Genomic DNA, 12,166 nt, shown 5'->3' on the forward strand with positions numbered 1-12,166 from the left:
GTCGGACCTGGAGCCGGATCTGGTTGCGGTTCTCGTCGCCGTACCGCTGGGTCTCGCTGCGCTGCTGGTTGAAGCTCTTCGCGAGGAGGATGCCCGAGACGCTGAGCGCCTCCTGCGTGATCGCGGTCATGTCGGACAGCGACTCCTGCGTCTGCGCGGCGATCCGGGCGCGGACCTGTCCGACACGGCGCTGGGCGATGACCAGGAGCGGGAGCAGCACGACCGCGACGAGGGTCATCTGCCAACTGAGCAGCAGCATGGCGACCACGGCCGCGATGACCGTCACCGTGTTGCCGAGGACCGAGGAGATCGTGTTGTTGAGGACGCTCGCGACCCCACCCACGTCGTTCTGCAGTCGCGACTGGATGATCCCGGTCTTCGTGCGGGTGAAGAACGCGAGCTCCATGCGCTGGAGGTGGCCGAAGAGCCGCATCCGCATCGCACCCATGACCTTGTTGCCGACCGTCGCGGTCAGGTACGTCTGCCAGACACCCACCCCGGCACTCGCGATCCAGAGCGCGACCATCCCGGCCACCAGCGCGGAGAGGACGGGGAGGTCCGGTCCGCCGCCGTCCTTCGGGAAGAGCCCCTCGTCGAAGGCGCGCTGGGTCAGCAGCGGCGGGATGACCGAGAGGGCAGCGCCGACGAGGACGAGCACGACCGTGAGCACGATCGAGGTGCGGTGCGGGACGAACAGGCCGGAGATGCGCTGCAGGAGGTGAGGGATCCGCGGGGCCTCCGCGTTGGCGGCCTTCTGCGCGGAGTAGTCGCCGCTCGAGATCCGGCCGCCGGGGCGTGGACCGCGCCCGCCGTGTCCCATGCTCATGCGAACTCCTCCCGCTCAGACCCCTGCAACGCTACCGCCGTGCAACGACATCCGGTCGGCAGCCTGCCCGGGCTCCGAGCGCCGTCCGGACGGGAGCCGGCCGAAGCTCCGGGCGTCGCTCGGTCTGACGCCGGTTTGACCCCGCACGGGGGGCATGTCACCATCGTGCGTCCCCGTCCGGCCACCCCGAGGTCCCATGTCGTCCGCGCAGTCCCCCGTGTCCCTCCGGCAGCAACTCGCCCGCCGCAAACCGATCGAGGACCTGCAGGCCGAAGCCGCCCGCGGTGTCGACGGCGAACCGCTGCGCCGCTCCCTCGGGGTCTGGCACCTCACGATGATCAGCGTCGGTGCCACGCTCGGCACCGGCATCCTCGTCGTGCTGGGCACCGCGGTCCCGCTCGCCGGACCCGCCGTCTGGATCTCGTTCGTCCTCGCCGGCGTCGCCGCTCTGCTCTCGGCGCTGTCGTACGCCGAGATGGCGGGGGCGGTGCCGACGTCCGGGTCGAGCTACTCCTACACGTACGCGACCATGGGTGAGGGCATCGCCTGGGTCTGCGGCTGGTGCCTCGTCCTCGAGTACGCGGTCTCGGTCGCGGCCGTCGCGGTCGGTGCGAGCGAGTACGTCGACGAGACCCTCCGCGTGTTCGGGCTGCACCTGTCGGCGGCGATCTCCTCCCCGCCGGGCGAGGGCGGCCTCGTCAACCTGCCGGCTGCGGTCCTGGTGCTCCTCGCCACCGTGATCCTGCTGCCCGGTGTGCGCGAGAGCGCGTGGGTGAACACCCTCATGGTGATCGTCAAGATCGCACTGCTGGTGTTCTTCGTCGTCGTGGCCTCCACCGCGTTCCGGGCCGGGAACTTCGAGCCCCTCGCACCGATGGGCGCCGCCGGGGTCACTGCCGCGGCCTCGCGCCTGTTCTTCTCCTACATCGGGTTCGACGCCGCATCGACCGCCGGAGAAGAGGCGAAGAACCCCCGCCGTGACCTCCCCCGCGCGATCATCGGCTCCATCGCGCTCATCACGGCGCTGTACATCCTCGTCGCGATCGCGGCGATCGGCGCGCGCACGTGGACGTCGTTCTCGGACTCCGAGGCGTCGCTCGTCCGGATCGTCGTCGACGTCACCGGGCAGCCCTGGGTCGCGCTGGTCTTCTCGATCGGCGCGGTCATCGCCATCGCGAGCGTCGTGCTGACCGTCCTCTACGGGCAGACCCGCATCCTCCTGACGATGGCACGCGACGGTCTCGTGCCGAAGGTCTTCGGCCGTGTCTCGCACCGCACCGGCACCCCGGTCGCGAACACGCTCATCGTCGGCATCGTCGTGACCGTGGTCGCCGCCCTCGTGCCCCTCGGCGAGCTCGCCGACGCGACGAGCATCGGCACCCTGGTGGCGTTCGCCCTCGTCAACGTCTCCGTGATCGTGCTCCGCCGCACGCAGCCCGGCCTCGAGCGCTCGTACCGGGTGCCGCTCTTCCCGGTCGTGCCCGTGCTCGGGACGCTCTGCTGCGTGCTGCTCGCGGTGTTCCTCGGCGCCGGGACGTGGATCGCGTTCGGCGTGTGGATGCTCGTCGGCGCCGCGCTCTACCTGCTCTGGGGCCGCCGCCACAGCACGCTGCGCTGACGCGGCGGGCGCGCGCGCTGGCCGCACGCCGGGCCGGGCACCGCACCCGGCCGGCCGGCCGTCGGCGACCCGTGAAAGCGACAGAACCGTCTGGTTCGCAGCTCGCTTTCTGCCGCTTCCGCAGAGCAGTCCGAGCCCGGGGTCGACACAACTGTCGGTTCGACGCGTCGCTCACCGGCACGGCACATGGTGCTGCCGGAGGTGCTCTCGGAGCCGATCCTGCGACACGAGGTGTTCCCAGTAGACGCGGACGAACCCGTTCACTCCGTCTCGGGAGCGGACCCGGTCTTCGCGACGCTTCTCGTCCCAGACGGCTTCAGCCGGGGTCCTGCCTCGGAGCATCGACGGGTCCTCGTACTTCGCCCGGCCGTCGAACTCGATGACGATGCCCTGCTCCGGCAGCCAGAAGTCGACCCGATCGACGATGCCGTCCGGGGCTCGGAACTCGCGCTGCGGCTGCATGTCCGGGCAGCCGAGTTCCGCTGCACGCGCGGCGAAGTACGACTCACCCACCGACTCATGCCGGACGTCGGCGATGTCGAGTGCGCGCTCCACTCGGACCCCGCCCCACGGCCCGACCGACTCCGCAAGCGCTCGGAGGTCCTCGGGTGGAACCCCCGTACGGAGCGCATGGTCGAGCGCGACCACCGCGGCCGAGAGGCTCCCTCGGCGCCCGAGCTCCACGGCGGTCAGCGCGAGGGAGGTGAACGGGACGCCGTGGAAGTCCCGGCCGTCGAGGCGCGTCGTCCCGGCATGGAGGGTGAGACCGACACGTTGCGCAGTGTGCGCGAGCGAGGGCACGATGACGTGCACTCGTTCGGGCCAGGGCGTGAGCCGCGGGATGCCGTGGATCGCAGCTGCCGAGTCCAATGCGAAGGCAGCATCGGGACGGAGGAGCGGCACACTGGCACGCATCCGGACGAGGTACCGCGATCGTGCGTCGAGAGCGTTCCACGCGGACCGCTCGACGAAGACACCGTGCCGAACACGGACGAGTTGTCCCGCGTGCTGCCGTCGTTGGAGGTGCCGCGCTGCTGATCGGTCGACCGGATCCGTGCGGAGGATCTCGATGGCGTTCGCTGGGTGCATTGCGGCACCCTGTCGCCTCGACGGCAGGCCGCGCGGGACGGAGGCCGATCTGTGGATCGCATGTCGTGCCTCCTGGCGGTGTGGAGGACTCGCGAAAGCGACGGATCACCGCACTGCGAAGCCGTTCGTCCTGCCGAAGCGACAAGCTAGCGGCGGCTTCCAGGCCCAGAATGTCGCTTTCGCGAAAGCGACAGATCGTGCCCGCGGCCGCCCGCCGCAGCCGGCCCCCGCGCCCGCGCACACGACGAAGGCCGCCGCCCCGAGGGGCGACGGCCTTCGTGACCGAACGGTCGAACCTACGCGAGCTCGATCGTGGCGCCGGCGCCCTCGAGCGTCTCCTTCGCCTTGTCAGCGGTCTCCTTGTTGACACCCTCGAGGATCTTGGCGTCGGCGGTCTCGACGAGCGCCTTGGCCTCACCGAGGCCGAGCGACGTCAGGCCACGGACCTCCTTGATGACCTGGATCTTCTTGTCACCAGCGGACTTGAGGATGACGTCGAACTCGGTCTTCTCCTCAGCAGCCTCGGCCGGGGCAGCTGCACCGGGGGCGGCGGCAGCGGCGACCGGAGCGGCCGCGGTGACCTCGAAGACCTCTTCGAACTTCTTCACGAAGTCCGAGAGCTCGATGAGCGTGAGCTCCTTGAAGGCCTCGATGAGCTCGTCCTGCGAAAGCTTCGCCATGATTTTCTCCTACTTGCTAATGCGTGGTGTGGTTGTGGAACGCGTGCCTGATCAGGCCGCGGACTCCTGCTTCTCGCGGAGGGCGTCCACGGTGCGGACGGCCTGCGAGAGGGGTGCCTGGAACAGGTACGCAGCACCGAACAGCGAGGCCTTGAAGGCGCCGGCGAGCTTGCCGAGCAGCACTTCACGGGACTCGAGGTCGGCGAGCTTGTCCACCTCGGTCGCGGAGAGCGGGTTACCGTCGAAGTAACCACCCTTCACCACGAGCTCGGGGTTCGCCTTGGCGAATGCACGCAGCGACTTCGCGACGGCGACGGTGTCACCGTGGACGAAGGCGAGAGCGGACGGACCGGCGAGCTCGTCGTCGAACGACGAGATGCCGGCGTTGTTCGCCGCGATCTTGGTCAGCGTGTTCTTCACCACGGCGTACGTGGCGTGCTCACGGATCGAGTTGCGGAGCTCCTTGAGCTGCGCGACCGTGAGACCGCGGTACTCGGTGAGCAGAACGGCGTTCGAGCTCTGGAATGCTTCCGTGAGCTCGGCGACCGCAGCTTCCTTGTTCGCCATGGTTCTCCTTGGGGGTTTCTTGCCGGTAGCCCCAGGCCCACGAACGAAAAAAGCTCCGGCGCACAGAGGCTCGGAGCTGCCCCCACCGGAACGGCGGGAGTGGTTCGGAACACCTGCGCGGGATGCCTCACGTTGGAGGACCTTCGGTCACTGCGCGAGCGCAGCGACATCCGGCGGTCTTTGGCTTCGAGAACTGTAGCAGACGCCGTGGGCGTCACCAAACCCCCGACGGGAGGCGCGGGGCGGGCCCGGACCGCGCCTCCCGTCCGTCAGGTGGTCGCGGGAGCGGCCTCGGGCGTCTCCGACCAGTCCGCCGGGTCGTTACCGGCCGACGCGTCGGCCGCGCCGCCGTCGGCCGTCGACGGCGGCGCGACGGGCAGGTGCACCGTGAACACGGTGTCGCCCGGCTCGCTCGTCACCTCGACCCGCCCACCGTGCGCCTGCACGACCGCGTCGACGATCGCGAGCCCGAGCCCGGTCGACCCGACCGTGCGCGAGCGCGAGCTGTCGGCGCGGGCGAACCGTTCGAACAGCTTCGGTAGGAACTCGGGGTCGATGCCCTGCCCCGTGTCCCGCACCGTGAGGTCGACGCCGTCGGCGACCCGGGCGAGGCCCACCGTGATGCGGGTGCCTTCGGGGGTGTGGGTCCTGGCGTTCGTGACGAGGTTGACGATCACCTGGTGGAGCCGTGCGGCGTCGCCGAGCACCTCGACCGGTTCGTCCGGCACGTCGACCTCGATGACGTGCCCGGGCGAGGCAGCGTGCGCGTCGTTCACGGCGTCGAGGACGAGTCCGGTGAGGTCGACGTCGTCGAACTGGATCTCCCGGCCCTCGTCGAGCCGAGCCAGGAGCAGTAGGTCCTCGACCATGCTCGTCATGCGCTTCGATTCCGACTCGATGCGGCTCATCGCGTAGACGACGTCCTCGGGCAGGTCGGCTCCCATGCGACGGGTCAGCTCGGCGTACCCGCGGACCGACGCGAGCGGTGTGCGCAGCTCGTGCGAGGCGTCCGCGACGAACTGCCGGACCTTCTGCTCGGAGCGCTCGCGTGCCTGCATCGCGCCGCCGATGTGCCCGAGCATGCGGTTGAACGCGGCACCGACCCGACCGACCTCGGTGCGGGGGTCGGCGTCGGGGACCCGGACGTCCTGCAGGGCGTCGCTGCGCTCGAGGGGCATGCGGGCGACGGCGGACGCGGTCTCCGCGACCCGTTCGAGCGGCCGGAGCGAGCGCCGCACCACGACGGCGGCGACCACGGACCCGGCGACGAGCGCGAGCCCCACGACGACCACGACCACGAGGAGCAGCGACCAGACGCTCTCGTACACGGGTGACATCGGCAACCCGACCACGAGGACGGCGTTCCCGACGACGGGGTTGTCGACCTGCACGGCCGCGACCCGGTACTTCCCGAGCGCACCACCGAGGTCCGTCGTCGCGGGCTCGACCCCGACCTTGACCTGCCCGAGGCGCTGCAGTTCGTCGGCGGTCAGCTGCGAGCGGGAGCTGTCCTCGTTGATGACGATGCCGGCCGCCACGCCGCCCGTGCCGTAGTAGGCGGTCAGCGTACCGGCCGCCTGCCCGAGCGGCGCCAGGGCGTCGTCGTTCGGCCGCTGCCCGTCCTGCCCCTGCTGCCCCTGCCCGAACTTCGTGCTCGCGCGCTCGGTCGCCTTCGACAGCTGGGAGTCGATGGTGCCGGTCTGGATGGACGCGAGCGCGATGATGCTACCCGCGCCGATCACCGCGCTGACGGCCACGACGAGGGCGACGATGCTGAGGACCAGCCGTCGGCGGAGGGTCACTGCGCCGGACCTCAGGACGTCGGCTTGATGACGTACCCGACGCCGCGCACCGTGTGGATCATCGGGGTCTCGCCGGCGTCGATCTTCTTGCGCAGGTAGGAGATGTAGATCTCGACGACCGAGGACTTGCCCCCGAAGTCGTACGACCACACGCGGTCGAGGATCTGCGCCTTCGAGAGCACGCGGCGCGGGTTGCGCATGAGGAAGCGGAGGAGCTCGAACTCCGTGGCGGTCAGCTCGATCGGCCGACCGGCGCGGGACACCTCGTACGACTCCTCGTCGAGCACGAGGTCGCCCACGACGATGCGCGAGTCCCCGGCCTCGGCGATCGAGATCTGCGAGCGGCGGATGAGTCCGCGGAGACGTGCGACGACCTCCTCCAGCGAGAACGGCTTGGTGACGTAGTCGTCGCCACCGGCGGTCAGGCCGGTCACGCGGTCCTCGACGGAGTCCTTCGCGGTGAGGAACAGCACCGGGGTGTCGTCGTTGTTCTGCCGCAGTCGACTGAGGACCTGCAGGCCGTCGAGGTCCGGCATCATCACGTCGAGCACCATCGCGTCCGGCTTCCACTCGCGCGCCGTGCTCAGCGCGTCCTGGCCGCCGTTCGCGCTCTTGACGTCCCAGCCCTCGTAGCGGAGCGCCATGGACAGCAGGTCGGTGAGGCTGGCCTCGTCGTCGACGACGAGGATGCGCAACGGGGATCCGTCGGCACGCGAGAGGCGCGGGGCTGCGGCAGGCTGGGAGATGGTCACGTACTCGAGTATCGAGAGTTTCCTATGAGCGCTCTGAGACCCACCGATGCGGCGTCTGTGGATCACGGATCAGTCCGATTGCGCGGTCCCTGGTACTCGTCCCGGCGACGAACCGTACGGTGACCACATGCTGCACGCGTCTGCCTGGTCCGCGGCTGCCCGCGACGTCGACGTGTCCGGCGCACTCCCCCCGGCCTGGAGGCACGACGCACCCCCGGCAGAGCGGCTGGCGGTCGCGCAGGCGGTCGCCACCACGACCCCGCTGCTCTCGGCGGGGACGTCCGGCCCGGTGTTCGCCACGCTCGCGGGGCTCGCAGCGGTCGACGTCGCGCTGGCACGCACCGTCGAGCCGCACCTCGACGCGCTCGGCATCCTGGCCCAGGCCGGCGTCGACGCACCCGAGGGGTCGACGTGGGGTGTCTTCGCCGCCGAGGCACCGGGCGTCCGGCTCACCGCTCGTCCGTCCCACGACGGCTCCGTCGAGCTGTCCGGGACCAAGCCGTGGTGCTCGCTCGCGTCGTCGCTCTCGCACGCGCTCGTCACCGCCCACGTCGGTGAGGAGCGGCAGCTGTTCGCGGTCGACCTCCGGCAGAGCGGGGTGACGGTGCACGACGAGGCCTGGGTCGCGCGTGGCATGCCGGACGTGCCGAGCGGACCGGTCGACCTCGACGCGGTGCGGGCGACGCCGGTCGGGGCACCGGGCTGGTACCTCACCCGTCCGGGGTTCGCGTGGGGCGGCATCGGCGTCGCGGCGTGCTGGTGGGGCGGTGCGGTCGGGCTCGCCCGCGTGCTCCGGTCCCTCGCGGCGTCCCGACCGGGGTCCGAGCTCCTGCAGGCGGCGCTGGGTGCGACGGTCGCCGACCTCGCGGACGCGGAGGACGCCCTCGCCGACGCGGCCGCGCGGATCGACGCCGCGTCCGGTACGGGCTCGGGCGAGGTCGGCGTCGACTGGTCGTTCGAGGCGCAGGTCGTGCGGTCCCGGGTGCGGCGCGCGGTCGACGCCGTCCGACAGCGGGTCGTCAGGGCGATCGGCCCGGCGCCGCTCACCGCCGACCCCGCGGTCGCTGCGCGCGTGGCGGACCTCGAGCTCTACGTGCTGCAGGACCACGGCGCGCGCGATCTCGCCCGGGTCGGCCGTGCGGTGCTCGAGCGCGGCGGTGTCGCGTGGTGAGTTTCGACCACCGGGAGCCCGGGACCGACCCGGCACGGTGGACGACCTTCCTCGACACGGTCCGCGCGGAGCCCCTCGACCTCGGCGGGTTCGGCACCGTGCTCGTGGTCTCCCCGCACCCGGACGACGAGACGCTCGGCGCCGGGGGTCTCATCGCGACGGCCGCGGGCCGGGGGCTGCCCGTCACGGTCGTGCTCGTCACCCGCGGCGAGCGCTCGCACCCCGACTCCCCGACCGCGCGACCCGACGAACTCGCCCAGCGACGTGACGCGGAGTTCCGGGACGCGCTGCGCCTGCTCCACCCGGCGGCCGAGACGACCTCGCTCGGCGTGCCCGACGGCGAGGTCCGGGAGCACCGGGACGTGCTCCGTGCAGCACTGGAGGACCGCCTCGTGGCCGCTGGCGGTCGGGTGCTGCTCGTGGCTCCGTGGCGCGGCGACGGCCACCGGGACCACCGGATCGCGGGTGAGGTGGTCAAGGCCGTCGCCGCCGACCGGGACGACGTGACCGTGCTGGAGTACCCGATCTGGACCTGGCACTGGGACGACCCGGACGCCTCCGCCGCACCCTGGGACCGTGCCCGCGCACTGGCGCTGTCGTCGGACGTGCTCGACCGGAAGCGCGCCGCGCTCGACGCGTACCCGTCGCAGACCCGGCCGCTCTCGTCGGCCCCGGGTGACGAGGCGATCGTGGACGAGCGGCACGCCGCGCACCACCTCCGGCAGACCGAGTGGTTCTTCGCGGTGGACACTGCCCCGGTGTCCCGGTCCCGGGAGTCGTTCGACGCGCACTACGCCCGGAAGCCCGAGGGGTGGGACTTCGACGGCTCGTGGTACGAGCGTCGGAAGCGTGCGGTGACGGTGGCCGCGCTCCCCCGCGAGCGGTACCGGTCCGCCCTCGAGCTCGGCTGCGCCACCGGGGTGCTCACCGCTGCGCTCACGGAACGGGCCGACCAGGTGCTCGGCACGGACATCTCCGAAGCGCCGCTCGCCCGTGCCAGGGTCCGTGCGCCGAGGGCGCGGTTCGTCCGGGCGGCGCTCCCCGACGAGTGGCCCGGCGGACGCTTCGACCTCGTCGTGCTGTCCGAGATCGGCTACTACCTGACACCTGCGGACCTCGACCGCACGATCGACCGCGTCCTGGACTCGCTCGACGACGACGGGGTCCTCGTCGCCTGCCACTGGCGGCACCCGGACGACGAGGCGGTGAGCGACGGCGACACCGTCGACGCGCGTCTGGTGGAGCGGTGGCCCCGCCCCGCGCTCGTCCGGCACGTCGAGGAGGACTTCGTGTTGAGCGTCCTGGCCGGCCCCGCGGTGTCCTCGGTCGCCAGGACCGAGGGGCTCGTCCGGTGACGCGCCTCGACGTGGTCGTCCCCGCACACGACGAGGAGGACAGCATCGCCGCCTGTGTCGACGCGCTCGCGGCCGCCGTGCGTGTGCTCCACCGGGAGCGGCCCGCCGTCGAGGTCGGCGTCACGGTGGTCCTCGACGGGTGCACGGACCGGACCGCGGAGGTCGTGGACGCCCGTGTCGTCGCGGACGCGACCTGGCGCACGACCTCGCTCGACGTCGTCGTGACCGCACCGGTCGGGGTCGGCCGGGCGCGCAGCCTCGGCGTCCGGCACGCCCTCCTCCGTGGCGGGCCCGACGCCGAGCACTGGCTCGCGCACACGGACGCGGACTCACGGGTGCACGCGTCGTGGCTCGTCCAGCAGGCAGACGCCCTCACCGCAGGGGCGCACGTGCTCGTCGGGGCGGTCGTCCCGGAGCCCGGGGACCTCGAGCCGGCCGTGCTCGCGAGGTGGCGGCTCGCCCACCCGCCCGGTGCGACGCTCGGTCACGTGCACGGCGCGAACCTCGGCGTGCGGGCCGACGCCCACCGCGCGCTCGGCGGCTTCGACCCGGTGCTCGAGCACGAGGACGTGCGGCTCGTGGAGCGGGCGCGGGCCCTCGGTCTCGACGTCCGCGCGACGACGGCGTTCCCGGTCGTGACGAGCGGACGGTTCGTCGGTCGGACGCCCGGGGGCTACGCCGAGCACCTCCGCGTCACGTACGGCAGCGCCGGCTGAGGCTTCATCGGATCTTCTTGGGATCCGGCAGCGCGGCTCATCGACTGCCTCCCTACGGTCTCCTCGTCCCCAACACCGAGGAGAACCATGTTCCTGACCTACCTCAGGCGCGAGCTCACGAACCGTCGGAAGCAGACGGTCATCATCGCCGTCGGCATGGCGCTCGCCATCGCCCTGGTCGTCATCGTGTCGTCGATCGCGAGCGGGGTGAAGACCGCGCAGTCGAGCGTCCTGTCGTCCGTGTACGGCGTCGGCACCGACATCACCGTCACCAAGACCGAGCAGCCGTCGTCGTCGAGCACCGGACGGCCGTCGTTCGACTTCGGCAGCCGCTCGGGCAGCGACAGCGGATCGACGGACCTCTCGCAGTCCCGGCTCGCGGTCGCCCGCGGGACGAGCACGTTGAACGCGTCGAACCTCTCCACGGTCACGTCGACCGCCGGGGTCAAGGCGGCCACCGGCGTCCTCACGCTCGAGGACACGACGTTCTCCGGCCAGGTGCAGCAGAACAGCAGCGGGAGCAGCTCGTCCAGCAGCAGCAGCAGCACTGGCTCCGGCGACAGCGGCACGCAGCAGGGTCCGCCGAGCGGCGGCGAGGGCGGCGGCTTCGGGGGCGGCTCGTTCACCGTCGACTCCTTCACCGTCACGGGCATCCCGGTCTCCGGCGACACGGTCGGCCCCCTCACGAGCACCGAGACCACGAAGGGCCGGACGTTCACGTCGGCCGACGCCGGCAAGGACGTCGTCGTGCTCGACAGCTCCTACGCGAAGAGCGAGGACAAGACCGTCGGGGACACCCTCGAGATCGGCGGCACGAAGTTCACCGTCATCGGCATCGTGGCCTCGACCGGCTCGTCGAGCACCACCGGGTCGAACACGTACGTGCCGCTCGACACCGCACAGTCCCTCGCCGACCTCGACGGCAAGGTCACCTCCATCTACGTCTCCGCGGAGTCCTCGTCCGACGTCAGCACGATCAAGACCGCGCTGCAGTCGAAGCTGTCGAGCGCGACCGTCTCGACCGAGGCCGACCTGGCGTCGAGCGTCTCCGGCTCGCTGAGCACCGCGTCCACGCTCGTCTCGAACCTCGGCACGTGGCTGTCGGTGGTCGTCCTCGCGGCGGCGTTCCTCATCGCGATCCTCTTCACGATCTCCGGCGTCACACGACGCACACGGGAGTTCGGCACGCTCAAGGCGATCGGCTGGTCGAACGGCCGCATCACCCGGCAGGTGGCGGGCGAGTCGCTCGTCCAGGGGCTCATCGGTGGCGTGATCGGCGCCGTGGCCGGACTCGTCGGCATCCTCGTGGTGAACGTCATCGCACCGACCGTCTCGGCGAGCGCCTCGACGTCGACGCGCAGCGGTGTCGGCGGCGGGTTCCCCGGCGGCGCGGCGACCCGGGCAGCAGGCGGCGGGACCACCGGCGGTGCCCCGGCCGGCGGCTTCGGCGGCGGCGGGACCACAGCGAGCACGTCGGACGTCGTGCTGCACGCGCCCGTGACCGTCGAGGTGATCCTCCTCGCCATCGGCCTCGCCGTCCTCGGTGGTCTCCTCGCCGGAGCGCTCGGCGGATGGCGCGCGAGCCGGCTC

11 protein-coding genes are annotated in these 12,166 nt (G+C 71.6%); 5 read left to right on the forward strand and 6 right to left on the reverse strand.

The genetic code is table 11. The features are described 5' to 3' along the window. Positions 1-820 (reverse strand): ABC transporter transmembrane domain-containing protein (locus ACSW7Y_RS12220; protein ID WP_438126555.1); only part of this gene is annotated, 820 nt, incomplete at its 3' end. A 202-nt stretch (positions 821-1,022) separates the two neighbouring features. Here ACSW7Y_RS12220 and ACSW7Y_RS12225 point away from each other — a divergent pair. Then, complete coding sequence (locus ACSW7Y_RS12225) at positions 1,023-2,444, forward strand: amino acid permease (RefSeq protein ID WP_438126547.1); 1,422 nt, start codon at positions 1,023-1,025, stop codon at positions 2,442-2,444. Positions 2,445-2,615: 171 nt separating this feature from the next. Here the strand turns inward: ACSW7Y_RS12225 and ACSW7Y_RS12230 are convergent, their stop codons facing one another. The 5 genes from ACSW7Y_RS12230 to ACSW7Y_RS12250 all read right to left on the reverse strand — a co-directional run bounded on the left by ACSW7Y_RS12230 (position 2,616) and on the right by ACSW7Y_RS12250 (position 7,334). Further along, positions 2,616-3,533, reverse strand: a complete 918-nt coding sequence (locus ACSW7Y_RS12230) for a hypothetical protein (protein ID WP_438126548.1) — start codon at positions 3,531-3,533, stop codon at positions 2,616-2,618. 296 nt (positions 3,534-3,829) lie between these two features. Next, positions 3,830-4,213, reverse strand: a complete 384-nt coding sequence (gene rplL, locus ACSW7Y_RS12235; protein WP_290131241.1) for a 50S ribosomal protein L7/L12 — start codon at positions 4,211-4,213, stop codon at positions 3,830-3,832. A 51-nt stretch (positions 4,214-4,264) separates the two neighbouring features. Continuing rightward, on the reverse strand, positions 4,265-4,780 hold the full coding sequence (rplJ, locus tag ACSW7Y_RS12240) for a 50S ribosomal protein L10 (protein WP_290131240.1): 516 nt from the start codon (positions 4,778-4,780) through the stop codon (positions 4,265-4,267). A gap of 269 nt (positions 4,781-5,049) precedes the next feature. Continuing rightward, the gene (locus ACSW7Y_RS12245) at positions 5,050-6,582 is read right to left on the reverse strand and encodes a sensor histidine kinase (protein ID WP_438126549.1); all 1,533 of its coding nucleotides are present in this window, start codon (positions 6,580-6,582) and stop codon (positions 5,050-5,052) included. A gap of 11 nt (positions 6,583-6,593) precedes the next feature. Beyond that, positions 6,594-7,334 (reverse strand): response regulator transcription factor, encoded by a 741-nt coding sequence (locus ACSW7Y_RS12250; protein ID WP_438126550.1) that lies wholly within the window; start codon positions 7,332-7,334, stop codon positions 6,594-6,596. A gap of 127 nt (positions 7,335-7,461) precedes the next feature. Here ACSW7Y_RS12250 and ACSW7Y_RS12255 point away from each other — a divergent pair, with 127 nt between their 5' ends. From ACSW7Y_RS12255 to ACSW7Y_RS12270, 4 genes are all read left to right on the forward strand, one after another. Next, complete coding sequence (locus tag ACSW7Y_RS12255; protein ID WP_438126551.1) at positions 7,462-8,505, forward strand: acyl-CoA dehydrogenase; 1,044 nt, start codon at positions 7,462-7,464, stop codon at positions 8,503-8,505. Next, a complete protein-coding gene (locus ACSW7Y_RS12260) occupies positions 8,502-9,860 on the forward strand; it encodes a PIG-L family deacetylase (RefSeq protein WP_438126552.1) in 1,359 nt (452 codons plus the stop codon). Before ACSW7Y_RS12255 ends, ACSW7Y_RS12260 begins: the two co-directional genes overlap by 4 nt. Next, positions 9,857-10,576: a glycosyltransferase gene (locus ACSW7Y_RS12265; RefSeq protein WP_438126553.1), complete on the forward strand. Its 720-nt coding sequence runs from the start codon at positions 9,857-9,859 to the stop codon at positions 10,574-10,576. Before ACSW7Y_RS12260 ends, ACSW7Y_RS12265 begins: the two co-directional genes overlap by 4 nt. 87 nt (positions 10,577-10,663) lie before the next feature. Continuing rightward, the coding region (locus tag ACSW7Y_RS12270) for an ABC transporter permease (RefSeq protein ID WP_438126554.1) at positions 10,664-12,166 on the forward strand (1,503 nt) is incomplete at its 3' end.

The sequence above is a fragment of the Curtobacterium flaccumfaciens genome (assembly GCF_051548005.1).
Lineage (GTDB): Bacteria > Actinomycetota > Actinomycetes > Actinomycetales > Microbacteriaceae > Curtobacterium.

Bases quoted from the DNA above. Each gene is read 5' to 3' on its own strand.
- ACSW7Y_RS12225 (WP_438126547.1), top strand. From the start codon at position 1,023: ATGTCGTCCGCGCAGTCCCCCGTGTCCCTCCGGCAGCAACTCGCCCGC.
- ACSW7Y_RS12230 (WP_438126548.1), bottom strand. From the start codon at position 3,533: ATGCACCCAGCGAACGCCATCGAGATCCTCCGCACGGATCCGGTCGAC.
- rplL (WP_290131241.1), bottom strand. From the start codon at position 4,213: ATGGCGAAGCTTTCGCAGGACGAGCTCATCGAGGCCTTCAAGGAGCTC.
- rplJ (WP_290131240.1), bottom strand. From the start codon at position 4,780: ATGGCGAACAAGGAAGCTGCGGTCGCCGAGCTCACGGAAGCATTCCAG.
- ACSW7Y_RS12255 (WP_438126551.1), top strand. From the start codon at position 7,462: ATGCTGCACGCGTCTGCCTGGTCCGCGGCTGCCCGCGACGTCGACGTG.